Origin of the sequence: Bradyrhizobium erythrophlei (assembly GCF_900142985.1) — a bacterium.
Classification (GTDB): Bacteria; Pseudomonadota; Alphaproteobacteria; order Rhizobiales; family Xanthobacteraceae; genus Bradyrhizobium; species Bradyrhizobium erythrophlei_B.
The window spans coordinates 2515325-2541026 of sequence record NZ_LT670849.1; the positions used below are offsets into that span (position 1 = coordinate 2515325).

The following is a 25702-nucleotide window of genomic DNA, read 5'->3' on the forward strand; positions in this document are numbered from 1 at the left end:
TTCGATATGGCCCGTACCCGCGCCAGCGATTATGACGAAAAGCGTCAGGCGATCCTCAATCGCTCCGCCGAACTTTTTTCCGAATACGGCTACGACCGTGCGTCGATGAGCAGGATCGCCGCGGCCTGCGGCGTCTCGAAAGCAAACCTGTATCATTACTACAAGGACAAGGAAGGCCTGCTGTTCGACGTCATCCGTTTCCATCTCAGGGAATTGCTCGATGTCGTCGAGGAAGCCAATCAGGTGAAGCTTCCGCCGGAAGAGAAATTGCGCGAACTCGTCGGCGCGCTCCTCGAATCCTATCGCGATGCGGATTCGCAGCACAATGTGCAGATCAGCAGCATGAGGTTTCTGCCGCCAAAGCGTCAGGCCGAGTTGAAGGGCATGGAACGCCAGATCGTCGAGACGTTCTCGAACGCAGTTGTTGGCGTTGCCCCGCATCTCAAAGATACGCGGATGCTCAAGCCAGTCACGATGTCCCTGTTCGGTATGGTCAACTGGCATTACCTCTGGTTCAAGAGCACCGGATCCGTCACTCGCGCGGACTACGCTGATCTCGTCACAAGACTTGTCGTCGACGGAACGCGCAACGTCCTTGCGCAAACTCCAAAGATATCGAAGCGCGCCACAGCAGTCGTGTAACAGTGCCTCAAGGCACGCAACCCAAAAGTGACGTCATGAAACTGGACAGCTTCGTTAGCGGGCAATGGATATCTCCGGGCCGAGATTCGATCGAGGTCCGCAGCGCCGTTACCGGCGATGTCGTCGCGCACGCCACCAGCGGCGGAATCGACATGCGCGAGACATTGGCCCATGCGCGCAATGTCGGCGGCAAGAATCTACGCCGCATGACCTTCCACCAGCGCGCGGACATGCTGAAGAAGCTCGCTCAATATCTCACCGAACGAAAAGACCAGCTCTACAAGCTGTCATTCCAGACCGGCGCGACGCGAACCGACAACCTGATCGATGTCGACGGTGGAATCGGAACGCTGTTCGTGTATGCCAGCAAAGGCAGACGCGAACTGCCGAATTCGGCCTTCATGCTGGACGGTACAGTTGAATCGCTGGCAAAGGGCGGCACCTTCGCCGGACAGCACATTTTGACGTCGCTGCAGGGGGTCGCCCTACACATCAATGCGTTCAATTTTCCCTGCTGGGGCATGCTGGAAAAACTTGCGCCCGCGCTGCTCGCGGGCGTTCCGGTCGTCACCAAGCCCGCGACTGTCACATCTTATGTCGCGCACGCCCTGGCGCGCATGATCGCGGAATCAAACATTCTGCCGGAGGGAGCATTCCAGTTTATTGTTGGCACGACGGACGACCTGTTCGATCATCTCACGTGCCAGGATGTCGTTTCGTTCACGGGCTCGGCCGCCACTTCCGAGATGCTGCAACGTCATCCTGTCATCGCCAGGGAGGCTGTCCGGTTTGTCGCCGAGCGCGATTCGCTCAATGCCGCCATCCTGGCGCCCGATGCGAAGCCGGGAACGCCGGAATTCGATTTGTTCATCAAGGAGGTCGCCAAGGAAATGACGGTGAAGGCGGGCCAGAAATGCACGGCGATTCGCCGCGCACTCGCGCCTTCAGCGCACGTCGACACCTTCATAGCGGCATTGCGCGAACGCCTGGCGAAAGTTCAGGTCGGCAATCCCGAACTTGAAACCGTGCGCATGGGGCCGGTCGTCGGCCTCAAGCAGCGGCGCGACGTTCTCTCCAACGTCGAAAAGCTGAAGACGGAAGCGCAGATTGTCGTGGGCGATCCGGATAATTTCCAGATCGAGGGTGCGGATAGAGCGCGCGGCGCTTTCCTGCCGCCGTTGCTGCTGCATTGCGCCGATCCGAAGAACGCGAAGGGCGTGCACGAAATCGAGGCCTTCGGGCCGGTCTGCACGGTGATGGGATACGATGGTTTGGACCAGGCCATCACGCTAGCCAATCGCGGCGGCGGCAGTCTTGTCGCGTCGGTCTACACGCACGATCCGCGCACCGCGTCTGAAATGGTTTTTGGCATCGGCACATTCCACGGACGCCTTGTTTTTATCGATCGGGACTGCGGCAAGGAGCAGACCGGACACGGCTCGCCAATGCCCCAAATGACACACGGCGGCCCCGGCCGCGCCGGTGGCGGCGAGGAACTCGGCGGCGTGAGAAGTCTCGGTCACTACATGCAGCGCACGGCACTGCAGGGGTCACCCGCGATGCTCGCCGGCATCACGGGAAGCTGGACCAGGGGCGCGCCTGTCATCGAGAAGGACCGACACCCATTTCGTTACCATTTCGAAGACCTCGGCATCGGTCAGACGTTCCTTTCCAAACCGCGCACGGTCACACTCGAGGACATCGAACATTTCGCGCACTTCACCGGCGATACGTTCTACGCGCATATGGATGAAGAAGCGACGAAAGGTCACCCGTTCTTTCCGGGCCGCGTCGCACACGGCTATCTGCTGCTATCATTCGCCGCCGGCCTCTTCGTCGATCCCGACCCCGGTCCGGTGCTGGCCAACTACGGGCTCGACAATCTGAGATTTGTGAAGCCGATCCAGCCGGGCGAAGCAATCAAGGTGCGGCTGACCGCCAAAGAGAAGTCACCGCGCAACAAGCAGTACGGCGAAGTACGCTGGGATGTCGAGATCACGACCGACAAGGGCGAAACCGCGGCAACCTATGAGCTGCTCACCATGAACGCTGTCCGGCCCTCGGCGTAAGTACTTAAAGGAAACGATGATGATCTTGGTCACGATAATGTATCCCGCCGACGCGCAAACCACTTTCGATATCGACTATTATCTGAACAAACATATCCCGCTGGTGAAGGAGCGCTGAAGTGCGCATGGCTTGAAAAGCGCGCAGGTTCTGCGTGGCACATCGAAAGCCGACGGAAGCGCGCCAGACTACCAGATGATGGCGCTCCTGACCTTCGGTTCAATCGAGGATTTCAAAGGCGCCGGAAAAGCGCATGGTCGCGAAATCTTCGCCGATATCGCCAACTTCACCAATGCGAAGGCCAGCGTTCAGATCAACGACATTGTCGCCTGACCGGTCGTTTCTGATTTCTTTCCGGGTTGATCATGCACGGCCGCCTGCGGATGCGCGGGCGAAGCCGGTCATATCTGGTCGTAATCAACGACGAGGCGATCCGAGATCGGATGCGCCTGGCATGTCAAGACGAATCCTGCCTTCAACTCCCACGGCTCAAGTGAATAGTTGACGTCCATCTCGGTCACGCCCTCGACGACCTTGGCACGACAAGTGCTGCACATGCCGCCCTTGCAGGCGTAAGGCAAATCCATGCCGGCACGTAACGCAGCGTCAAGAATCGCCTCGCCTTCCGCAATCGGCACGTCCTTGCGCTTTCCATCGACAATCAGAGACGCGATCGCCTTGGGCGGCGCGCTCGGCGCGATGACCGCTTTCGGACGCGGTTTGCCACCAAGTCCGGAAACAAAACGCTCGACGTGAACGCGCTCCGCGGGAATGCCAAGCTCAGCGCAGGTCGCTGCGATTTCCTCGCTCATCGCCACCGGACCGCAGATGAATACGTGATCGATGGCCTCCGCAGGCACCATTGACCGCAACAGCACCGCGGCCTTTTCGCGATCCAGCCTGCCGTGAAGGATCGGCAGATCCTGCTCTTCTTGCGACAGGACGTGGAGCACCGAGAATCGCCCCATGAAGCGATCCTTCAGCTCCTCCAGCGCCTGGCGGAACAAGACACCCGACGTCGCGCGGTTTCCGTAGAACAGAAAGAAACGGCTCTTCGGTTCACGTGCCAGGATACCGCGAATGATCGACATGATCGGCGTGATACCCGAGCCGGCCGCGAATCCGACGTGAATGCGTGCTTCGTCCGGCGCATGCGCGACACCGAAGCGGCCGGTCGGCGTCATCACATCCAGTGTGTCACCGGATTTGATCTCATCGAGCGCCCAACTCGAAAATGCACCGCCGTCGACCTTCTTCACGGCGATGCGCAATTCGCGGTCGTCCGGACTGGAACAGATGGAGTAGGATCGGCGTACTTCTTCGCCTTCGATCGTCGTGCGAAGCGTCAAATATTGCCCGGGTGCAAACGCATAATCGTCCGCCAACTCGTCAGGAATCGCAAACGTCAGCGAAATCGCGTCCGACGTCTCGCGGTGCAAATCATCGACGGCCAGCCGGTGAAATTTCGGTGTGTGCGACATCATACGCCCTAATGGCATTTGAAGTAATCGAACGGCTCACGGCATGCCGTGCAGCGCCACAGCGCCTTGCAGGAGGTCGAGCCGAATTCCGAGATCACCTCGGTCGCAACCGATCCGCATCGCGGGCACGCCACCTGCTGTTCGCCAAACAAAGCGCGGCGGCCACCGCCCGAAATCGGCGGCGCGATGCCATAATCCTTCAGTTTTTGCCGTCCTTCATCACTCATCCAGTCCGTCGTCCAGGCCGGCGACAACACAGTTCTGATCCTGAAATTGCGAATGCCTTCGCGCTCCAGCGCCAATTCGATTTCCAGCGCGATCATGTTCATCGCCGGGCAGCCCGAATAAGTCGGCGTAATCGCAACCTCGACCCGCCCGTCGCTCACGGTCACATCCCGCAGCACACCGAGATCGGCGATGGTCAACACTGGGATTTCGGGATCGACAACTTGCGCAGCCGCGTCCCACGCCGCGCGGCGCAGATCGCAGGGACTGGCAAGCGCCGTTACCATGTCGCGCCCGGAAAGCTTCGCTGCAGCGATTGCAACTCGCTCAACAGATGTCCGAGATGTTCGCTGTGATGGCCGGACCGCCCGCCCTTCTGCATCCACGTGGTCGCCGGGCCTTTCAGCGTGGCGGTATGCAGTACGCTCGACACCGTTTTCATCCATCCCGCCCGCAGGCTTTCCGGGTCGACCGCCACGCCGTCAGCGATCAATGCCTTGTCGCTTTCGTCACTATGAAACAGCTCGCCCGTGAACGGCCAGAGATCGTCGATTGCCGCTTGCGCTCGGTGATGGCTCTCTTCGGTGCCATCGCCGAGACGGATCACCCATTCCGACGAATGCCGCAGATGATACGCGCTTTCTTTCTCGGATTTTGAGGCAATAGACGCGATCGTCTTGTCCTTGGATGCCGTCATCGCGCACCAATAGAGATCGGCGAACGCCGAGTAGAGAAATTGCCGAACAATGGTCCGCGCGAAATCGCCGTTCGGCTGCTCGACCAGCAGCAGATTGCGATACTGCCGCACGTCACGCAGGTAGGCGAATTTATCCTCGTCGTTATCTGCGCCCTCAACCTTCGCGGCATACGTATAAAGCTCTCGCGCCTGGCCGATCAGATCGAGCCCGATATTCGCGAGCGCCATATCTTCTTCCATCATCGGCGCGTGGCCGCACCATTCCGAAAGCCGATGGCCGAGGATCAACGCGTCGTCCGCGCGGCGCAGCGCGTAAAGCACCAACGGACTTTCTTTGACGGAAATCGATGCGGCGCTCATGGCTTCACCAATCACATATGCCCGACTTCGTCCGGAACGTCGTAGAACGTCGGATGACGATAGATCTTCGACATCGCCGGCTCAAACATCATGCCCTTTTCAGCCGGATCGGATGCAACGATGGAATCCGACGGAACCACCCAGATCGACAGCCCCTCGCCTCGACGTGTGTAGATGTCGCGCGCGGCCTGCAGCGCCAGTGTCGCATCGGTCGCGTGCAACGAACCGACATGCTTGTGCGCCAGACCGTTGCGGCTGCGGATAAACACTTCCCAAAGCTGAATATTTTGAGTGCTCATCGGGTCTCCTTTATGTCCAGCTATTCGGCAGCCTGCGCCGCAGCGGCACGGCGCGACCGCTGCTTCTGCGCGTAAGCGACCGCCGCGTCGCGCACCCACGCGCCATCGTCATGAGCCTTGCGGCGCGCCGCCATGCGGTCGCGATTGCAGGGACCGTTCCCGGACAGAACGTCCTTGAATTCCTGCCAGTCGATGGCGCCGTAGTCCCAATGCTGCGTCTGCTCGTTCCACTTCAGATCAGCGTCGGGAATTTTCAGGCCGAGATATTGCGCCTGCGGAACGGTCGCATCAATAAACTTCTGGCGAAGCTCATCGTTGGAGAAGCGCTTGATTTTCCATCGCGTCGACTGATCGCCATGCGAACTCTGCTGGTCGGGAGGACCGAACATCATCAGACAAGGCCACCACCAGCGATCCAGCGCATTCTGCGCCATCGCCTTTTGCTCCACGGAGCCGCGCGAGAGCGTCACCATGATCTCGTAGCCCTGACGTTGATGGAATGACTCTTCCTTGCAGACGCGGATCATCGCGCGCGCGTAAGGCCCGTACGAGCAGCGGCACAACGGAATCTGATTCATGATGGCCGCGCCGTCGACCAGCCATCCGATTGCGCCAATGTCCGCCCAGGTCAGAGTCGGATAGTTGAAGATCGAGGAATATTTCGCCTTGCCACTGAGCATTTGATCGACGAGTTCTTCGCGCGACGAGCCGAGCGTCTCTGCCGCAGCGTAGAGATAAAGCCCGTGACCACATTCATCCTGGACCTTGGCCAATAAAGCTGCCTTGCGGCGCAGCGTCGGCGCGCGGGTCAGCCAGTTGCCTTCGGGAAGCATGCCGACGATTTCGGAGTGCGCATGTTGCGAAATCTGGCGTGTCAGGGTCTTGCGATACGCGGCTGGCATCCAGTCGTTGGCTTCGATTTTCTCCTCGGCGGCGACACGTTTTTCGAAGGCAGCGACCTTCGCGGCGTCCTCGACGACACGATCTTCAGCCTGGGATGCATTAAGCGCTTGCGTATACATCGGAATATTTCCCTGCTGCGCTATGGGGCCGACAAGTCAGCCCGCCTCCTCGAACCGCCGCGCCCGTGTTGTCCGGGCTTTCCGACCGCCCAAATATATATCAAAATATCCAATCTGCAAGATTTTTTTGTAACATATTAACCCCTGAACCGGCGCTGCAGTTCCGGCCCCGGTTCGGGGAGTTTCCCGGTTGCGCTTTCGCCATGCTGGTCGAGCCATTTTTCAGACATAGGCAGGAGCCCCCGATAGATCCGTGCGCAAAGATCACGGGCATCATTGGCCGGCCAGTTCGTCGGCAGTAACGGCTCCGGCAATAATGGGTCGCGCAAAAGCACCCGCCGATAATGATGAATCATCAGGATTCGCGCGAGAATCGCATCCGCGGGCTGGATTTCTTCGGTCTGCTCTACCCAGTTTTCCAGTGGAGCAAATGTCTTGAGAAACTCCTGATAAAACGCCGCCGTTCGCTCCAATGGCCAGCTTGCCGTCACGAGACGATGCGCCATATCGCGCGTTGCCGACACATCGACACGGATCGCGCCTTCCGGAACCGGCGGCGCCTTGATGCCCGATGGCGCGATCCATGTGCCGGGAATCGGGCTGCCCCATCCAGCCTCGGACAACGCCGCGCGAGACAGCTCACGATCCGCGCCGTTGGCGATCAACAGCAACCCGAACGTCCCTTCCCAAGCCGCGGGCCGCGGATTGTAGACGTGCTCGACTGCGGCCTCGAAACGTTCGCGGCCACTTTTCGCAAGGCGGTAGAAGCTCTTTCGTCCGACCTTGTCGCGATCAAGCCAACCATCTGCCGCAAGCCGCGAAACAGAGGTGCGCACGACGCCACCGTCAATCCCTATCATGTCGAGAAATTGCAGCAGCGTGCCAAGCCAGATCGTACCTCCCCGCGGTACGATGGCGTCGCCGTAAAACGTAATGATCAACGAACCCGTCCGCGACGGCTCTCTTTTAAAAAGCCTGAGGAGCGCTGGAAGCGGACTGGATTTCTTCATTTCTGGCGGAATTCCTCGCGATCCTTTCAGGAATACTGTCGCTGCGGCACGACCGCAACACTGAAAAATTGTATTGAGCAAGGTCGCGCGTTTTTCTTGAGCTGGCGCCTTTCTGCTCCTCACTGCGCATCTCGGCTTGATCGGCTAGTTTCTGACGAAAATCGGACGCGGCGAAGTTGCCATCGATGCCTGGTGCCTGACTGGAAACAAATGCCTGACGCTGTCGATGCTGTCAGGATGGAACGGCCTTGCAAAGTAAAAGCCCTGCACCTGCCTGATCGTCGTCGAGGCTCGCAGATAGGCCAACTCCTCGAAGGTCTCAACGCCCTCCGCGACGATGTTCATATTCAGAGAGCGCCCGAGGGAGTTGATGGCCCGCAAGATGCTCTGATTTCGCGGACGCTCGTGGATGCGTGAAATAAGCGAACGATCGACCTTGATTTCATCCGCCATCATATCGGCCAACACGCTAAGCGACGAGTAACCCGTTCCAAAGTCATCGATTGAGACCTGCACGCCAAGCTCATGCAGCAGCGGAATGATCTGCGCCTGGAAGCCGCCCTTCTTGATAAAGGACTCTTCCGTCATCTCCACGATGATACGATGGGCAATGCCGCTGTTCCTCAGGGCGCGCGAGAACGACGTCATGAAGTTCATATCGTTGGCAAGTTTTGCTGCCACGTTAGTGCTGACTTTCGTGCTCGACCCGAACACGGCGTCGAGCCGAACAATCGATTCGATGACCGTTGCAAGAACGAAGTGCGTGACCTCATTGATCAACCCGAGTTCAACCGCCTGCCGGATGAACTCTTCGGTCGGATGATTGTGGTCTCTGTCGCTCCGCCATCGCACCAGCGCTTCAAAGCCCACGACCTGTTGACTGCCGATCTCGACCTTGGGCTGGAATTCGCAGTACAACTTTCGATCCCGAATGGCGCTGCGGATTTGTTCCGGCACGCCGTTCAGCAATTCCACGTCTTGCCAGGTGACGAAGCGATCTCGCCCGGTTGCCTTGGCCGTGTACAAGGCGCTGTCGGCTCGCTTGACCAGATCGGCGACCGCACATTGGGCGTCGAGTGATGCAATGCCGATGCTGACCGTAACGGCCTCGCCGTTCGGCAGCCACCGCGTATCGGACACGGCCTGCCGGAGACGCTCGGCGAGGCTCTGTACGGCTTGCTCATCGAACCCGTCGATGGCGATGCAGAATTCCTCGCCACCATAACGTCCGATCAAGCCGCACCCGCCGCATACACGTTTGATGACGGCGGCGAGACCGACCAGCACCTTGTCGCCTGCGGCGTGACCGAAACGATCGTTGACGGTCTTGAAATGATCCGCGTCCAGCATCAGGAGAGACATGGGTTTCCGGATGCTGCGCGCGTTCGCGACCATTAGCTCCGAACGCAACCGGATCTTCAAAGGCGGAGCGATCGAGTTCGACGGGGCCATCATCGACTGCATCATTCGAAACGTGTCTGCGACGGGCGCTGCCCTCGACGTCGAGAGCCCGGTTGGCATTCCTGAGCAGTTTACGCTCTTCGTAAATGCCGACCAGACACAAAGGCGTTGCCGGATCGTATGGCGCAAGGACAAGCGCATCGGCGTCAGATTTTACTGCCGGCACAACGGGCACATGATCGACTAACGTCGGTCCAACACCCGGCCGGGGTTGAACGCGCGCTACTTCCTGGAAAAGCCTCGTTGCGAAGGGAATTGCGTCAGCGCATTTATTCCGAGACGCTCGGCTCGATATAGTCCTGGTGCAATGTGATTGGCGTTTTACGCCCATCGAACAAGACACGAAAGCTGCGGTTCAGCCGGCCGCTACCAACAACCGTACCTTCCTTGTCGGCAAAATGCCGATTTCGCGATCTACCCAGTTTGCTCATTTTAATTCGGGCGCCGATGAAAATGCGCGAAGCTTGGCGACCATCATTTCGAAGGGCGTCCACGGCAATGCCGGGCACCGCAATTGATGGCTCGTCCCAGCCCTTCCTTAAGCGTCCTTCCATAGGCGGGGCCTCGCTTCCATTCGATGATCGAATTTGCCTTATTCAACGCCGATTCGCTAATGGCCTCAAGAATGGAGGATGAAATTACTGGCGTGCAGACTTGCGACGGCAACGTTCTTCAAGAGCACGCTGTCCGTGGCGTCGATGGTGACAAGCGTATCGTTTCCGACCTGCGTCTCGGTCGGCGGCGCGGATGTCGAAGTGCCAGAAAATTGACGAAGATCGAGGGTGTCAAGCGAGGCATTGAAATCCGTAATCGTGTGCTGAACCGCCGTGGGCCCGCCCGTCGGCTTGAACACGAATTGATCTATTCCGCCGCCTCCCGTCAAAACGTCCGAACCGCCGCCGGAGAAGATGACGTCGTTTCCGGTCGTCCCCTTCAGATTGTTGTTCGAGTTTTCGTTGAAGACGAAATTGACCGTCTCGGTCGCCCCGAAATTGTCGACGGCCGTCAACGTCACCATGTCCTGGCTCGGCGGCGTGGCACCAGGATTGTAAGTAATGCCGCTTGCCAGGACGGCATTGACCGCCGACAACGAACCCGAGGTCGACGCCGGCGAAATGCTGGATCCCTCGGCAGCCTCAGCGGTTGTCGCCGTGAGGGTGATCGAAGTAACACCGGGATCCGAATCCGAGATCTGCAGTCCCGAGACCGTCGTGGTCCCACCGTTGTTGGTGGTCGATAAATTGTTGGTCAGGATGAAGGGCGCCTGGTGGTTCCAGGTAATATCGGTGCCACCGCTGCCGTCGGGACCAACAGTAAATTCGCTGGGATTGTAGTTGCCGGTCAACGCAAACGAACCGGTTCCGTAGTTGACCTGGAGGCCGCCGGAATTGGTGACGGTTACGCCTGACGAAATTCCGACGAGATCGATTGTGTCGCCCGGGGCAAAGCCGGTAACGGTCCCCGTGAAAGGCGAATGCACGACATCGTCAAGCACGAGCGTTCCCGTAGTCGACATACCCGTGGCAAATTGAACATGTGCGTCTGAGGCGCCCGCGAATTCCATCGTCCCGCTGACAATCATCACGGCGCCGCCGCCCGTGACCGGCCCCGCTATTGTCAGATTTCCCGTCTCGACTTGGATCGTCCCGACGTTTGTCGTCCCGGAAAGTCCGGTAATCGACGAGGTACCATTGCTCTCGATCAGACCCGTGTTGGTCAGCGTACTGGTACCGGTAAACGTGTTGGTCCCGTCGATCGACCATTCGGCTCCGGTCTCGTTGGTGAATGTCGCGTCGTAGGCTACGACGTCACCGATCAAGTGCCCGCCATTATTAATCGCAGCCGTACCGACCCCGGTAGTCGACGCCTCAATCGCGCCAACACCGCCCGTAATCACATCGCCCGACGACGTGCTGATGGATATGTCGCCCGCACCGGTGCTGAGCGCGAAAATTCCGTAATCCGTCGTCCCGGTGATCGTTACTCCGGAAACGACGTTGACCGCGACATCCCCCGTGCCGCCACTGTCTTGAGTTGCACGTATGCCGTCGGTCTCGCCGATCACAGTGGTGTTGGCGGCATCGTTGACGGTGACGTCGCCTTGTCCAAAGTTGAAGGCATTGATTCCGGGGCCGCCGGCTGCATCGACATTGGCGGAGTTGTTGATGATGACAGTGCCATTGACGTTCAGATTGGCTGTCGCGCTTGTCCCTCCGAAGAAGCCGGCTACGATTCCGGAAGGAGCTGATCCGCTATTGGTCAAGATGGTTCCGGCGTTGATGGAACCGGCGGCTGTCACCATGACCGTCGCATCAGCCGAGACCGAAATTGCGGTCGCTTCGTTGACGGCGTCTATGCCGGCGCTGCCGGAATTGATCGTATCCCCGGCCGTCGTTACAGCGATGTTACCGGTGCCGAAGGCGAAAGCCCCAATGCCGTATGCTGCCTGATTATTCGGCTGAGCTGTCGTCGCGCTCTGCGTTGCAGTGATACTCGACCCTGATGCAACCTGAACGGTAACGTTTCCGTTGCCATAGTTGAACGCTTTTATTCCGTCCCCCGCAGCAGCCGAGATGCCGGCCCCTCCCGCCAAGTCGACCAACACGTTCCCGGCCACATTGGGATTGAACGTGCTGGAATTGGTGCTTGGGTTGAAGCCGGCCTCGATTCCGGCAGGGGCGAACCCGCCATTGTCTTCATTGACGCCTGAATCGATCGTACCCTGCGCGACGACCGTGATTGAACTGGTGATATTTTCGGGGTTGGCCGTTGAATTCGCCTGATTGATGGCCTGGATACCCGAACTCCCGGAATGGATGGTCGTCCCGGACGCCACGGTAACGTTGATGTTTCCCGCCTCAAAAGCGGAGGCGCCAATTCCATATTGGGCGTTACCTTCCCCGGTGGTACCGGCAGCCGTCGCCGTGACGTTGCCACCCACACCGGTCCCGCCGACACCGTCCGTTACCGAGATATTGCCAACACCGTCGTTGAAGGCAAAAATTCCATATCCGCCGCCGGCCGTGATGTTGGCGCCGTTGTTGATGGTGACATTGCCGAATACGGCTGTCGTCGGCCCCGATCCTCCGTTAAAGCCGGCTTTGATACCTCCCGGTTCATTGCCTGCACTCGGCGGCGTGGCGCCGGAGTTGATGGTGCCGTCGGTAGAAACCGAAATCGAGCTGTTGGCCGACTGCGCGATGGACGATGCATGGTCCTGGGCGTTGATGCCGGAGCTGCCGGAATTCAAGACGTTTCCGGGCGACGTATTGACGATGACATTGCCCCCGGAAGAAACAGCCGAGATCGCGATTCCCGGATTTGTCGTCGTCCCTGCGCCTGTTCCTGTGATCGTTGCTACGCCATTTGTATCGATGCTGATCGGTCCAGTGCCGGTGGTGCTGGCGTTGATCCCGTTGACCGCACCCGACACACTGCCGCTGTCGACGATGATGGTAGCACCGGTGCCGGAAACGATGCTCGTGTTGATTCCGTTCCCGCCGGCGGACGTGATCGAGCCTGCGTTGACGAGCGCGATGTTGGCGTTGGCCGCGGACGTGGTCGTCAGATTGACGCCATTGGCCGTGCCCGAAAGCCCCGAAATCGAGGAGCCCTGGGTGATCTCCACGGTGAGGAAGTGGCCGGCCGTAGGGTCGCTTGACGACGCCGCGAAACCAGGACCACCCGATCCGGAGATCGTCGCGTTCGAAAGGACATAGAATTGTTGCGATGACAGCACCGGCTCGGTGAGCGGGCCGGACGAGCCGCTGATGGTTGGCGCACCGCTCGGGACAAGCTGAATTTCGTTCGAGGAAAGCAAGCTGAATTGTGCGCCGGCAGCGAAATTGGAAAGCTGAATATTCTCTGAAGTACTGTTTGACAGAGTAATTTGGAGGAAAGTTTCAGTAACGCCACTGACAACTTGCGTGATGACGCTAGCACTTTGAATCGACACGCCATTCGGAAGCGAAAGCTGGATAGTATCGCCGATCTGCATGTTGGCGATCAGGCCAGCAAACGCAGAGGGATCGTCGAGCATCAGAAGTCCATTGCCGTCGAAAAACGAAACAGCTTGTCCCGCCGCAAAAGCGTTCGTCAGTTCCAGGGTTGAAAAATCGCCGATGGTGAAGGTACCGCTGGCCCCGTTGAAACCCGAGACAGCTCCCCCGATATAGGTGTACGAGTCCGCAGACAGATTCACCGCGCCCGAGTTGTTGAATGCAAGCGTTCCGGATGCTCCAAAGACGCTTGTTCCGCTCGCGTTGATGGTACCGGCATTGTTGACGGCATTGGTGCCGCCCCCGAAGAAGTTCCCTCCGTTGACGTTCCAGATACCGCCGCTGTTATTGTTGAAGGTCCCATTCGCCAGGCCGATATTGCCCTTGATCGTGCCGGAATTATTGATGGTCAGGCTGCCATTATAATCCGCCACCGCCAGATTCTGTTCGCTGGTGGAGAATTGATCGGCGGTGACCGTGCCGGAATTCGCGAATGACGCGGCCTTCGTACTTTCGTTGTTGATCTGGATAACCGGCCTGGAGACTGAACCGAGCCCGTCGACCGAGCCTGTGTTTGTGACTGTGATCAGACCGTTGGTGCCGGCACCTGCTGCCGTGCCCGTTCCGGCGGAAATCCCGACGCCGGTCGCAACCGTGATCGCTCCGTGATTGGTGACCGCAGCATTGCCGCCGCCTTGCGCAAAAGCTGACACGCCCTGCGCCGTCGCGGTGATGATCGAGGAAGCTTCGAGCGTGGCCGTTACATTTCCGGTGCCCCAATTGTAGAGCCCAACGCCCGCGCCCAGGGCCGTATGAATCGTCGCACTGCTGTCGACGCTGACGTTGCCTTGCACATTCGAGGCGAACGTTCCCGAGTTGCCGCCGTTGTAACCGGCCCAGATTCCGCCCGGTTCTCCGCCCGTCGTAGCCAATCCCGAGTTGATCGTTCCGAGAGCAGTGATGCCAATCGTGCTCGTCGCTGCGGCCGAGATGTTGATGGCGTTGTTGTTGGCTTGAATGCCTGTCGAGCCCGAGTTGATGGTGTCGCTTGTCGCGGCGGTCGAGATCGAGATATCGCCGACGCCGAAGACGCTCGCCAGAATTCCGAATCGATCCGGCGTCGTGACCGTCGTGCCTGCAAGATCGGCGACGGTGATATTGCCGTTGCCGTAGTTATAGGTGCGGATTCCGTCACCGGCGGCCGCATTGATATTTGCGGAATTATTGACGAACACATTGCCAAAAACAGCAGGATTCGGTGAACCGCCGTTCGCGGTGGTGCCGTTATAGCCTGCGATAATTCCTGCCGGTGGAAAGTACGAACTGGTCAGGGTCGTGCCTGAATTGATGGTGCCGGCGGCTGTGACCGTAATCGAACTCGTGGTGAGGCCACCGACCTGCGGGACCGACGTCGCGTCGTTGAAGGCGCTGATGCCGGCACTGCCTGACGTGATGATATCGCCTGATGCGGTCGTGACGGAGACGCTTCCCGTGCCAAAAGACGCCGCGGAAATTCCAATCAGCTGGCTGCCGGTGATGGAGATGCCCGAAGCCGTCATGACCGTGACGTTGCCATTTCCGTCGGTAAAGGCGCGGATGCCGTTGTTACCGCCGCTGATATTTCCGGTCTGAGCGACGATTATGTTGCTGCTATTCGCGGGGTTCAGGATCTCGGCGAGAATTCCGCTGTTGCCGGTGCCAGTGCCGGTGACGTTGCCGGAGCCATTGATCGATATGCTTCCGGAGGCCGAGCTATTCTCTTCCGCGAATATGCCTTGGCCGGATTGGCCAATTATGGGTCCCGATCCCGTCACCGTGATGTTGCCGGTACCGTTCTGAACGACCGAGATGCCGATCTTCCCGCCGGTGACGGCGCCGGCCGGCGTGATCGAGACGTTGCCGCCGGAGGCGGTCACGTCGATGGCATCGGCCAATGTCGAGGTGACGCTTCCATTGCCGGTGATCGTAACCGCGGCGCCGCTGGACACAGCAGAAACGGCGGCAGACTGGGTGCTCGAGACCGTGGAATCGAGCTGGAGCGTGCCGCTGGTCCCGCCGAAACTGACATTGGTGCCGCCGCTCACTGCGGCAAGTTCGATCGTCGCATTCTGAATGATCAACGAACTGCCGGCCAGATTGGTCAGCGTGCCCATAAGCTGCAGGGTACCCTGCTGCACATTGATCGATCCGCTGTTGTTGAAGGCGACATTGACGACGGTCTTGCCGTTGCCGGTCTTCTGCCAGGTACCGAGGTTGGTGACCGTCCCCGCCGTCCCGCTGGTGCTCTGGATCACGAGCGCATTGCCGCCGCCGGTGATCGTTGCATCCGTGAACGTCGCCCCGACATCGAGGGTCAGCGACGAGCCATTGTTCAGGTTGATGATGTCGTTGAAGTTGTTGCCTGCTCCCGTCGTCGAGCTCGTGCCCTGAAGGTCCAGCGTTCGTGCACTCAACGTCAGCGTCGTGCCGCCGGCAAAGGTCGCGCCGGACTGCGCCTTGGTCTCCGACCCGGCCCCGCTGCCGGTCTCGGTGCTGTTGCCGGAGAAGCTCGTCGCACCCGTCACCGTCAACAGCCCGCTGCCCGTCAGCGTGCCGCCCGATTCCGTCAGGCTCGTCGCTGTCGTGCCGGCCGTGGAGAGATTGAGCGTTCCGGAACTGATCGTGGTCGCCCCAAGCCCGGTGATCGTCCCCAGCAAGTTCGCCGTGCCGCCGTTGACCGTGGTCGAGGATGCATTGTAGGTGCCGTTGACGGTCGTCGTCCCGCCGCCGAAGATCACGCCCGACGTAATGCTCGATGCACTGTCCAGCGTCCGCGTTCCGCCGCCGAACTCAATGGACCCGGCACCCTGGTAGCTCGCATTGGTGTCGGTACCGCCACCGGTGAGGTTCAGCACGCCGTTGTTGACCAGCACCGTGCCATTGGTCGTGCTGAACGCGACGCTGATGGTATCGTTGCCGCTCGAGTTGCCGGTCTTCTGCCAGGTGCCGAGGTTGGTGACCGTCCCCGCCGTCCCGCTGGTGCTCTGGATCACGAGCGCATTGCCGCCGCCGGTGATCGTTGCATCCGTGAACGTCGCCCCGACATCGAGGGTCAGCGACGAGCCATTGTTCAGGTTGATGATGTCGTTGAAGTTGTTGCCTGCTCCCGTCGTCGAGCTCGTGCCCTGAAGGTCCAGCGTTCGTGCACTCAACGTCAGCGTCGTGCCGCCGGCAAAGGTCGCGCCGGACTGCGCCTTGGTCTCCGACCCGGCCCCGCTGCCGGTCTCGGTGCTGTTGCCGGAGAAGCTCGTCGCACCCGTCACCGTCAACAGCCCGCTGCCCGTCAGCGTGCCGCCCGATTCCGTCAGGCTCGTCGCTGTCGTGCCGGCCGTGGAGAGATTGAGCGTTCCGGAACTGATCGTGGTCGCCCCAAGCCCGGTGATCGTCCCCAGCAGGTTCGCGGTGCCATTCTGGACGTTTGTCGACGACGCATTATAGGTGCCGTTGATCGTCGTGGTGGTGCCCGTGCCGCCGAAGATCACGCCCGACGTAATGCTCGATGCACTGTCCAGCGTCCGCGTTCCGCCGCCGAACTGAACCTGCCCCGAGCCCTGGTAGCTCGCATTGGTGTCGGTGCCCCCACCGGTAAGATTCAACACTCCATTCTGGACCAGCACCGTGCCATTGGTCGTGCTGAACGCGACGCTGATGGTATCGTTGCCGCTCGAGTTGCCGGTCTTCTGCCAGGTGCCGAGGTTGGTGACCGTCCCCGCCGTCCCGCTGGTGCTCTGGATCACGAGCGCATTGCCGCCGCCGGTGATCGTTGCATCCGTGAACGTCGCCCCGACATCGACGGTCAGTGACGAACCATTGTTCAGGTTGATGATGTCGTTGAAATTGTTGCCTGCTCCGGTCGTCGAGCTCGTGCCCTGAAGGTCCAGCGTTCGTGCACTCAACGTCAGCGTCGTGCCGCCGGCAAAGGTCGCGCCGGACTGCGCCTTGGTCTCCGACCCGGCCCCGCTGCCGGTCTCGGTGCTGTTGCCGGAGAAGCTCGTCGCACCTGTCACCGTCAACAGCCCGCTGCCCGATAGGGTTCCGCCCGACTGGTTAAGACTCCCGACGGTCATCTGCGCGTTCGAGGTAAACGTACCTCCGCTTAGGGCAATCGACCCCTGAAGATTCGAGACAGTCGAGGCGCTGCTGACGGTGAACGTTCCGTTGCTGACACTGAGCGTAGACCCAGCGACGCTATAGAGGCCATCGATCGTCGAAGTGCTGCTATTGAAGAGCACATTATCGGCGACGCCGATCAGGACGTCGTCAGTGGATATCGGAAGGGCCAGCGTGCTCCAGTTCCCAGCAGTACCCCAGTTCTGGCCGGTCTGACCGATCCACTGAACCGTAAAGTTGGGCAGCGTGAACTGCACGGTGTTGCTGGTACCGACATTGCCCGCCGCGTCGGTTACCTTGGCAACCAACGAATTGGTTCCCGAGACCAGCGGGACGCTTATGCTCCACGAACCGTCGCCAAGAACTGTTGTCGTCGCGACCGCGGTCGTGCCGCCATTGTCGAAAATCTTGACCGTGGCGCCCGCATCCAGAACATCGACTTGACCGGAGATCGTTTGGCTGGTCTGGCTGGTCGTGCCTCCGGTTGTCGTAATTGATACCGTCGGGGCCGTGGTGTCGATCTGCAACGTACCGGTCGGATTGACGTTGCTGGCGCCGGTCAGAACCGCGGCGTTCCCGGCGGCATCCTTGATCGTCCCACCGTTCAGAAGCAACGCATTGGTTGCCGCGGTCGCAAGGTCGGCCGCATCCTGCCCGCTGCCGGTCGCGCCCACCGTGTAGTTGAACACCAGCGAAGTCGACCCGCTGCCGCTCACATAGGTCGCGATCGCGCCGTTGCTCAGTTTCAGCGTCGGCGAACCGCCAGTCGTGTTCACCGTCACCACTTCGCTGAAGTTGACCGTGAAGGCCACCACCGTTCCCGGGCCATCGTCGCCTGACGGCGCCGTCACCGAGGCCACCGTCGGCGCCGTGGTGTCGATCTGCAGCGTCCCGGTCGGGTTGACGTTGCTGGCACCCGTCAGGACCGCGACGTTGCCGGCGACATCCTTGATCGTGGCGCCATTCAAAAGCAAAGCGTTGGTTGCCGCGGTCGCGAGGTCGGTGGCATCCTGCCCGCTGCCGGTCGCGCCCACCGTGTAGTTGAACACCAGCGAAGTCGACCCGCTGCCGCTCACATAGGTCGCGGTCGCGCCGTTGCTCAGCGTCAGCGTCGGCGAACCGCCTGTCGTGTTCACCGTCACCGCTTCGGTGAAGTTGACCGTGAAGGCCACCACCGTTCCCGGGCCATCGTCGCCTGACGGCGCCGTCACCGAGGCCACCGTCGGCGCCGTGGTGTCGATCTGCAGCGTCCCGGTCGGGTTGACGTTGCTGGCACCCGTCAGGACCGCGACGTTGCCGGCGACATCCTTGATCGTGGCGCCATTCAAAAGCAAAGCGTTGGTTGCCGCGGTCGCGAGGTCGGTGGCATCCTGCCCGCTGCCGGTCGCGCCCACCGTGTAGTTGAACACCAGCCCGGTCGACCCGCTGCCGCTCACATAGGTCGCGGTCGCGCCATTGCTCAGCGTCAGCGTCGGCGAACCGCCTGTCGTGTTCACCGTCACCGCTTCGGTGAAGTTGACCGTGAAGGCCACCACCGTTCCCGGGCCATCGTCACCCGATGGTGCTGTTACCGAGGCCACCGTCGGCGCCGTGGTGTCGATCTGCAGCGTCCCGGTCGGGTTGACGTTGCTGGCACCGGTCAGGACCGCGACGTTGCCGGCGACATCCTTGATCGTGGCGCCATTCAAAAGCAAAGCGTTGGTTGCCGCGGTCGCGAGGTCGGTGGCATCCTGCCCGCTGCCGGTCGCGCCCACCGTGTAGTTGAACACCAGCCCGGTCGACCCGCTGCCGCTCACATAGGTCGCGGTCGCGCCATTGCTCAGCGTCAGCGTCGGCGAACCGCCTGTCGTGTTCACCGTCACCGCTTCGGTGAAGTTGACCGTGAAGGCCACCACCGTTCCCGGGCCATCGTCACCCGATGGTGCTGTCACCGACGCCACCGTCGGCGCCGTGGTGTCGATCTGCAGCGTCCCGGTCGGGTTGACGTTGCTGGCACCCGTCAGGACCGCGACGTTGCCGGCGGTGTCCTTGATCGTCGCACCGTTCAGAAGCAGCGCATTGGTCGCAGTCGCAAGATCGGTGGCATCCTGCCCGCTGCCGGTCGCGCCCACCGTGTAGTTGAACACCAGCCCGGTCGACCCGCTGCCGCTCACATAGGTCGCGGTCGCGCCATTGCTCAGCGTCAGCGTCGGCGAACCGCCTGTCGTGTTCACCGTCACCGCTTCGCTGAAGTTGACCGTGAAGGCCACCACCGTTCCCGGGCCGTCGTCGCCCGATGGCGCCGTCACCGAGGCCACCGTCGGCGCCGTGGTATCGATCTGCACACCGGTATCGAGCGTGACACCACCGGTTACAAGCCCGTTGCCCGCAGTGTCCTTGATCGACCCCGTATAGCCGGTCACCGTGAGATCATTGGTGTCGTGGCCCGACGCAACCGTGTAGACAAACGTCAGCGACGTTGTTCCCGACCCGCTGCTATAAACTGCGGTTGCGCCGTTATTCAGCGTGAGCGCAGCCCCACTCGCGACCGTCAACGCCTCGCTCGCCGTCAACGTGAATGTCACTGACTGGCCAACGTCGAGATCGGTGCCATTCGAGGTCGCGTCTGTCAGCGACGTCACTGTCGGCGCTGTGGTACTGAGGTCGAAGGTCACCGTATTGCTGGTGCCGGTATTGCCCGCTCCATCGGTGACCTTGGCGACGAGCAAATTGGGGCCCGTCGCCAGCGTGACATCGGTGTTCCAGTTTCCACCGGCCAGGACGGTCGTCGTCGCGACAGGCGTCAGCCCGCCATTGTCGTAGATATTGACGGTCGCGCCAACGTCGCCGATATCGGCACTGCCCGAGATCAGCTGGACATTCTGGTTTGTCGTTCCGCCTGATGTGTTGATCGAGACGGTCGGTGCAGTGGTGTCGATCTGAACATGGGTGTCCAGCGTCACCCCGCTTTTAACCAGCGCGTTGCCGGCGCCATCGGTGATCGAGCCGCTGTAGCCCGTCACCGTCAGGTCGCTGGTGTCCTGGCCGGCGACGACCGTGTAGACAAACTGGCCGGTCGAACTGTTGTAAAGCGCTGAGGCTCCGTTGCTCAGCGTCAGCGCTGCGCCATTGGCGATCGTCAGCGTCTCGCTGACGCTCAACGTGAACGTCACCGATTGTCCGGCATTCAGGTCGCTGCCGTTCGTCGTCGTATCCGTCAGCGACGTCACCGTCGGTGCAATCGTGTCGATCTGGACATGGGTGTCCAGTGTGACCCCGCTCTTGACCAGCGCGTTGCCGGCCGCATCGGTGATCGAGCCGGTGTAACCCGTCACCGTCAGGTCGCTGGTGTTGGTATCCCCGGACAGAACCGTGTAGACGAACTTCGCGGTCGTGCTGTTGTAGACCGCCGAAGCGCCGTTGCTCAGCGTCAGCGCCGCGCCATTGGCGATCGTCAGCGTCTCGCTGCCGGTCAAGGTGAACGTCACCGACTGGCCGGCATTGAGGTCGCTGCCGTTTGTCGTCGCATCCGCCAGCGACACCACCGTCGGCGCAACCGTGTCGATCTGGACATGCGTGTCCAGTGTGACCCCGCTCTTGACCAGCGCGTTGCCGGCGCCATCGGCAATCGAGCCGGTGTAACCCGTCACCGTCAGGTCGCTGGTGTTGATATCCCCGGACTGAACCGTGTAGACGAACTTCGCAGTCGTGCTGTTATAGACCGCCGAAGCGCCGTTGCTCAGCGTCAGCGCCGCGCCATTGGCAATCGCCAGCGCCTCACTGTCGGTCAGCGTGAAAGTCACTGACTGGCCGGCGTCGAGATCACTACCATTCGTGGTCGTATCCGTCAGCGACGCTACCGTCGGCGCAACCGTGTCGATCTGGACATGGGTGTCGAGCGTCACCCCGCTCTTGACCAGCGCATTGCCGGCGCCATCGCTGATCGAGCCGCTGTAGCCCGTCACCGTCAGGTCACCGGTGTCCTGGCCGGCGATCACCGTGTAGACGAACTTCCCCGTCGCGCTGTTGTAGATGGCTGAAGCGCCGTTACTCAACGTCAGCGCCGCGCCATTGGCAATCGTCAGCGGCTCGCTGCTAGTCAGCGTGAACGTCACCGACTGACCGGCATTGAGGTCGCTGCCATTCGTCGTCGTATCCGTGAGCGACGCAACCGTCGGCGCAACCGTGTCGATCTGGACATGCGTGTCGAGCGTCACCCCGCTCTTGACCAGCGCGTTGCCGGCAGCATCGGTGATCGAGCCGGTATAGCCCGTCACCGTCAGATCGCTGGTGTTGGTATCGCCGGACTGAACCGTGTAGACGAACTTCCCCGTGGCGCTGTTAAAGACCGCCGAAGCGCCGTTACTCAACGTCAGCGCCGCGCCATTGGCAATTGTCAGCGTCTCGCTTGCGGCAAGCGTGAACGTTACCGACTGTCCGGCATTGAGGTCGCTGCCGTTCGTCGTCGTATTCGTCAGCGACACCACCGTCGGTGCAACCGTGTCTATCTGGATATGGGTATCCAGCGTCACTCCGCTCGGCACCAGGGCGTTGCCGGTGCTATCGGTGATCGAGCCGGTATAACCCGTCACCGTCAGGTCGCCGGTGTTGGTATCCCCGGTCTTAATCGTGTAGACGAACTTCCCCGTGGCGCTGTTATAGACCGCCGAAGCGCCGTTGCTCAGCGTCAGCGCCGCGCCATTGGCAATCGTCAGCGTCTCGCTTGCGGCAAGCGTGAACGTCACCGACTGTCCGGCATTGAGGTCGCTGCCATTCGTCGTCGTGTCCGTCAGCGACGTCACCGTCGGGAGCGTCTCCGCCACCGTCACGTTCTGGCTGAAGTTTGCCGGATTGCCGTGGCTGTCGGTCACCTGTGCGGCAATGGTTGCGGTGCCGTTGGCCAGCGCGATCGCATCGGCGGCCGGGATGGTGGCACTCCAGGCGGAGCCGTTCACGGTCGCCGTATAGGTCTTGGTTACCCCGTTGTCGGTAACCGTCACGTTGAAGGTCGAGTTGGAAGCAATCCCGCTGACCGAACCGCCCAGCGTGACGCCGGCCGCCGCATTCGCAGCGTTGATGATGTTGTTGCCGTCGATCGGGTTGATCGTCAGCACCGGGCCAGTCTCGGCCACCGTTACGTTCTGACTGAAACTTGCCGGATTGCCGAAGCCGTCGGTCACCTGCGCGGCGATGGTCGCGGTCCCGTTGGCGAGCGTTGTCGCGTCACCCGCCGGGATCGTCGCGCTCCAACCGGTGCCGGTGCCGTCGACAGTCGCCAGATAGGTCTTGGTTACGCCGTTGTCGGTGACCGTCACATTGAAGGTGGAGTTGGCGGCAAGCCCGCTGACCGAACCACCCAGCGTGACGCCGGCCGCCGCATTCGCAGCGTTGATCACATTGGTGCCGTCGACCGGATTGATCGCCACCGTCGGGAGGGTCTCGGCCACCGTCACGTTCAGGCTTGCCGAAGCCTGGTTGCCGTCGGCATCGGTAACCAGCGCCGAGACGGTCGCGGTGCCATTGGCGAGCGCCGTCGCATCGCTCGACGGAATCGTCGCACTCCATCCCGTTGCAGCGCCGTTGACGGTCGCAACATAGGTCTTGGTCACGCCGTTGTCGGTAACCGTGACGTTGAAGGTACTGCCCGCGACGAGCCCAGTGACAGAGCCCTTCAGGGTCACGCCGGCCGCCGCCTCGACGGCATTGATGACGCCGTTGCCGCCAACCGGCGCAATCGACACGGTCGGACCGGTCTCGGCCACCGTGACGGCCTGGCTGGCGTAAGCCTGGCTGCCGTCGGCACCGGTAACCTGGGCCGCGACGGTCGCAGCACCGTTGGCGAGCACGATCGCATCCGCCGCCGGGATCGTGGCGCTCCAACCGGTGCCGGCGCCGTTGACGGTCGCGACATAACTCTTGACGACGCCGTTATTGGTGACGGTGACGTCGAAAGTACTACCCGCGGTAAGCCCGCTGATCGAACCGGTCACCGCCACGCCGACCGCGGCGTCTGCGGAGCCGATCTGGTCGTTGCCATCGATCGGATCGATCGTGACCGTGACAACCAATGGCTCCGAGGTGATCGGGGGCGTGGTCGTGGTCTGCGACGTGGTGGTCGTCGTGCTGGCTTCGGTAGTTTGCAAACTGACCGTCTGCACTTGCGCCGCGTCAGTCGTGGCCGTCTGGCTTTTGCTACCGCTCGGATCGGTAAAGACGGTCGTTGACGGAGGGGCGCTCGGCAGCACGGGAGGGCTACCGACGGCGGCCGTTTTGGTCGAGGCCGTATTCGTGTTGTTGTTCGGAGCCGTGTTTTCGGTGTGCTGCGGCAGGTTCGGATATTGCAGCTTCCCGGTGTCGTAGGTGGTCTGTAGCTGTTGAACTGAACTGAATTCCTGGGCGACCTGGGTCGGGGTCTTGCTGACCTCTTGGGTGGTGACCTGGAAGTTGGCGCCTGGTGTTACCGCAAGCGATGGGCCATTGCTCGAGACTGTGCCAATCCGATCTCCGGCGTTGTTGAAGACCTCGACGACGTGGACCACACCGTCCTGCTGATCAGCAACGGAAACGTTAACGTGCCCGTCGGTCGAGTCGAGTCCCGCGAGAAGCACCGTCCCGCGGACGCCAATCGTTGCAACTGGCGTCGTAACTTTCATATCGCCGGTAGGAGCGACCTGGCCCGCTATTAGGCTAAGGCTGCCCTGGATGAGGCTAAAAAGCGCCTGGTTGGCAGTGCCCGCCGGATCATAGTCCAGCTCATTCACCACGAAGCGGGTCGTTGCGGCCAGATTGAACGCCGATCCGTCGTCCAGCACCATGCCGAGCGTCGAGTTACTGCCGGTCTGGATGACGTCGTTCCGATATATCGTGTCTCCGGTGTTGACGACGATCGCGACGCCGTTGCGAACGATGCTGGCGCTGCCCGTCATCACGACGACGTGCCCTACAACCTTGTCGCTCGGTGCCGACGTGCCCGCCTGCGCGTATTTGGTGTAACCGGTTATCGCATCGATAAAGCGAGGGTCCAGCGGGGCTCCCTCGGGAGAGACGAGCGTCGGGCGTTTCTCGTGCGCGAAGTAATCGTGCAAGACATAGCGATGGATCTGATCGGAGATAACCAGGTCCCTGCCGGACCGTGCATAATCGCCCGAGAAAAGCAGGTGAGCGTCCGGGACAATGACTGTCTCGGCGGGTCCCGATGGGACAACCGCGTTAAAATCGAACTTGGCTGGCTCAGCGGCGGCTAAACCACCCAATTCGGGGCTGACGAGCTTGTTCAATTGCCCACCCCAGAAAACGCTTAAAAAACAGTTGTAAAAAACAATAAAACATTCGAGTGGTTGCCGCGGGGAAAGTCAATATGGCGGCGGGCCGGATGCGTATTTTTACGTAGTTAATGCCGGCAGCGCGGCGACCGCCGATCCGGGCCTTCGGCGTCGGCCAGCCTTCGATCCTGGGCTCCTCTGGCCCTGAAGAGGCTGCCGGCAACCTGCATAGAAATCTTTTGAAACAAATGGCCTGGCGCGTGGATTTGGGCGGCGCCTGGCTGAACGTGCACGCGCGTCATCAAGGCACAACGTCACTCTGGGTCATTTGCGGAGCCTAGCGATCGAGATCAAAATCCCGATCGGCTACCCGGCCGCTTGAAACCATTTTCCTAAACCCGCGAAACGATCCTGAAACGGAAAGGGGTCTAGCCTGCTCATCACGACCAACGATGGGGTTCGGTCATGTGGGCGTTTTTTGAAGACCTTTATCGCGAATATTGCCTGGCTCGTTTGCAGGAAATGCGGAAGTACGAGCTATCGCACTGAGCATCGCCATGGCACGTAACGAAATCATCGGCTGGGTAGCGGGGCTGCTCTTTGGCTTTGCTTTGACCGCCGGTGGCATCATCGCTCTTATAGAGAACACAGTACTGTCGCCTTGGTGAGAGCGGCGCGGCCGTCAGGTCACTGCTCAAATGTCATATATGCAAGGTTTGGGACATCCTGGCATTTGCGAACGTCCCGAGCCGATGGCGAATGTGGCGTGGCGGAGGGAAAGAAACTAGAAAAAACCTTGCTCGAGTTTGCTCCCAGACGCTCTCCCTAGCGAAAGAGAATCCCTGCTTTAGTCCATCATTTTGGGGGTTCTCTGTCCGAACCGATCGCGTTTCTCTAGCCCACCTCCGACCGCCTTCAATCTCCAAATCTCGGCTGTTTGGCCGTTAAGCTCGCTAACCCCCGATTTGCGCCGTTCACGTGACCGCTGGCCATTGCCGTCCGTGGTTCAGGTCCGATCAAGCACCCATTCGAAGACAGTCGGCCAAGGAT

Annotated in this window: 12 protein-coding genes and 1 pseudogene; 4 read left to right on the forward strand and 9 right to left on the reverse strand. The window is 60.6% G+C overall.

The window, feature by feature from the left end:
• Positions 1-6 precede the first annotated feature (6 nt).
• From BUA38_RS11735 to BUA38_RS11745, 3 genes and pseudogenes are all read left to right on the forward strand, one after another.
• A complete protein-coding gene (locus BUA38_RS11735) occupies positions 7-642 on the forward strand; it encodes a TetR/AcrR family transcriptional regulator (protein ID WP_072818069.1) in 636 nt (211 codons plus the stop codon).
• A 35-nt stretch (positions 643-677) separates the two neighbouring features.
• Positions 678-2711: a phenylacetic acid degradation bifunctional protein PaaZ gene (paaZ, locus tag BUA38_RS11740; RefSeq protein WP_072826051.1), complete on the forward strand. Its 2034-nt coding sequence runs from the start codon at positions 678-680 to the stop codon at positions 2709-2711.
• Between the two features lie 19 nt (positions 2712-2730).
• Positions 2731-3042, forward strand: a pseudogene (locus tag BUA38_RS11745) (EthD family reductase).
• A gap of 68 nt (positions 3043-3110) precedes the next feature.
• On the opposite strand, the gene paaE reads toward BUA38_RS11745, so the two are convergent.
• From paaE to BUA38_RS11780, 7 genes are all read right to left on the reverse strand, one after another.
• Positions 3111-4190, reverse strand: coding sequence for a 1,2-phenylacetyl-CoA epoxidase subunit PaaE (gene paaE, locus BUA38_RS11750; protein WP_072826052.1), 1080 nt, complete (start codon positions 4188-4190; stop codon positions 3111-3113).
• 8 nt (positions 4191-4198) lie between these two features.
• The gene (gene paaD, locus BUA38_RS11755) at positions 4199-4702 is read right to left on the reverse strand and encodes a 1,2-phenylacetyl-CoA epoxidase subunit PaaD (RefSeq protein ID WP_072818070.1); all 504 of its coding nucleotides are present in this window, start codon (positions 4700-4702) and stop codon (positions 4199-4201) included.
• Complete coding sequence (gene paaC, locus BUA38_RS11760; RefSeq protein ID WP_072818071.1) at positions 4696-5472, reverse strand: 1,2-phenylacetyl-CoA epoxidase subunit PaaC; 777 nt, start codon at positions 5470-5472, stop codon at positions 4696-4698. Before paaC ends, paaD begins: the two co-directional genes overlap by 7 nt.
• 11 nt (positions 5473-5483) lie before the next feature.
• Positions 5484-5771 carry a 1,2-phenylacetyl-CoA epoxidase subunit PaaB gene (gene paaB, locus BUA38_RS11765; RefSeq protein ID WP_072818072.1) on the reverse strand — a complete coding sequence of 96 codons (288 nt, stop codon included), beginning with the start codon at positions 5769-5771 and terminating at the stop codon, positions 5484-5486.
• 20 nt (positions 5772-5791) lie between these two features.
• Positions 5792-6793 (reverse strand): 1,2-phenylacetyl-CoA epoxidase subunit PaaA, encoded by a 1002-nt coding sequence (gene paaA / locus BUA38_RS11770; protein WP_072818073.1) that lies wholly within the window; start codon positions 6791-6793, stop codon positions 5792-5794.
• Between the two features lie 137 nt (positions 6794-6930).
• Complete coding sequence (gene paaX, locus BUA38_RS11775) at positions 6931-7803, reverse strand: phenylacetic acid degradation operon negative regulatory protein PaaX (RefSeq protein WP_072818074.1); 873 nt, start codon at positions 7801-7803, stop codon at positions 6931-6933.
• A 144-nt stretch (positions 7804-7947) separates the two neighbouring features.
• Entirely contained in the window at positions 7948-9270 is a 1323-nt protein-coding gene (locus BUA38_RS11780) for an EAL domain-containing protein (RefSeq protein WP_083587553.1), read from the reverse strand.
• Between BUA38_RS11780 and BUA38_RS11785 the strand changes: the two genes are divergently transcribed.
• Positions 9176-9451, forward strand: a complete 276-nt coding sequence (locus BUA38_RS11785) for a PilZ domain-containing protein (RefSeq protein ID WP_072826053.1) — start codon at positions 9176-9178, stop codon at positions 9449-9451. The two genes, BUA38_RS11780 and BUA38_RS11785, sit on opposite strands and share 95 nt — an antisense overlap.
• 82 nt (positions 9452-9533) lie before the next feature.
• Here the strand turns inward: BUA38_RS11785 and BUA38_RS36655 are convergent, their stop codons facing one another.
• Together BUA38_RS36655 and BUA38_RS11795 are read right to left on the reverse strand one after the other, a co-directional pair.
• Positions 9534-9818 carry a hypothetical protein gene (locus BUA38_RS36655; protein ID WP_156898496.1) on the reverse strand — a complete coding sequence of 95 codons (285 nt, stop codon included), beginning with the start codon at positions 9816-9818 and terminating at the stop codon, positions 9534-9536.
• A gap of 65 nt (positions 9819-9883) precedes the next feature.
• Positions 9884-24667, reverse strand: a complete 14784-nt coding sequence (locus BUA38_RS11795) for a hypothetical protein (RefSeq protein WP_072818077.1) — start codon at positions 24665-24667, stop codon at positions 9884-9886.
• Positions 24668-25702 lie beyond the last annotated feature (1035 nt).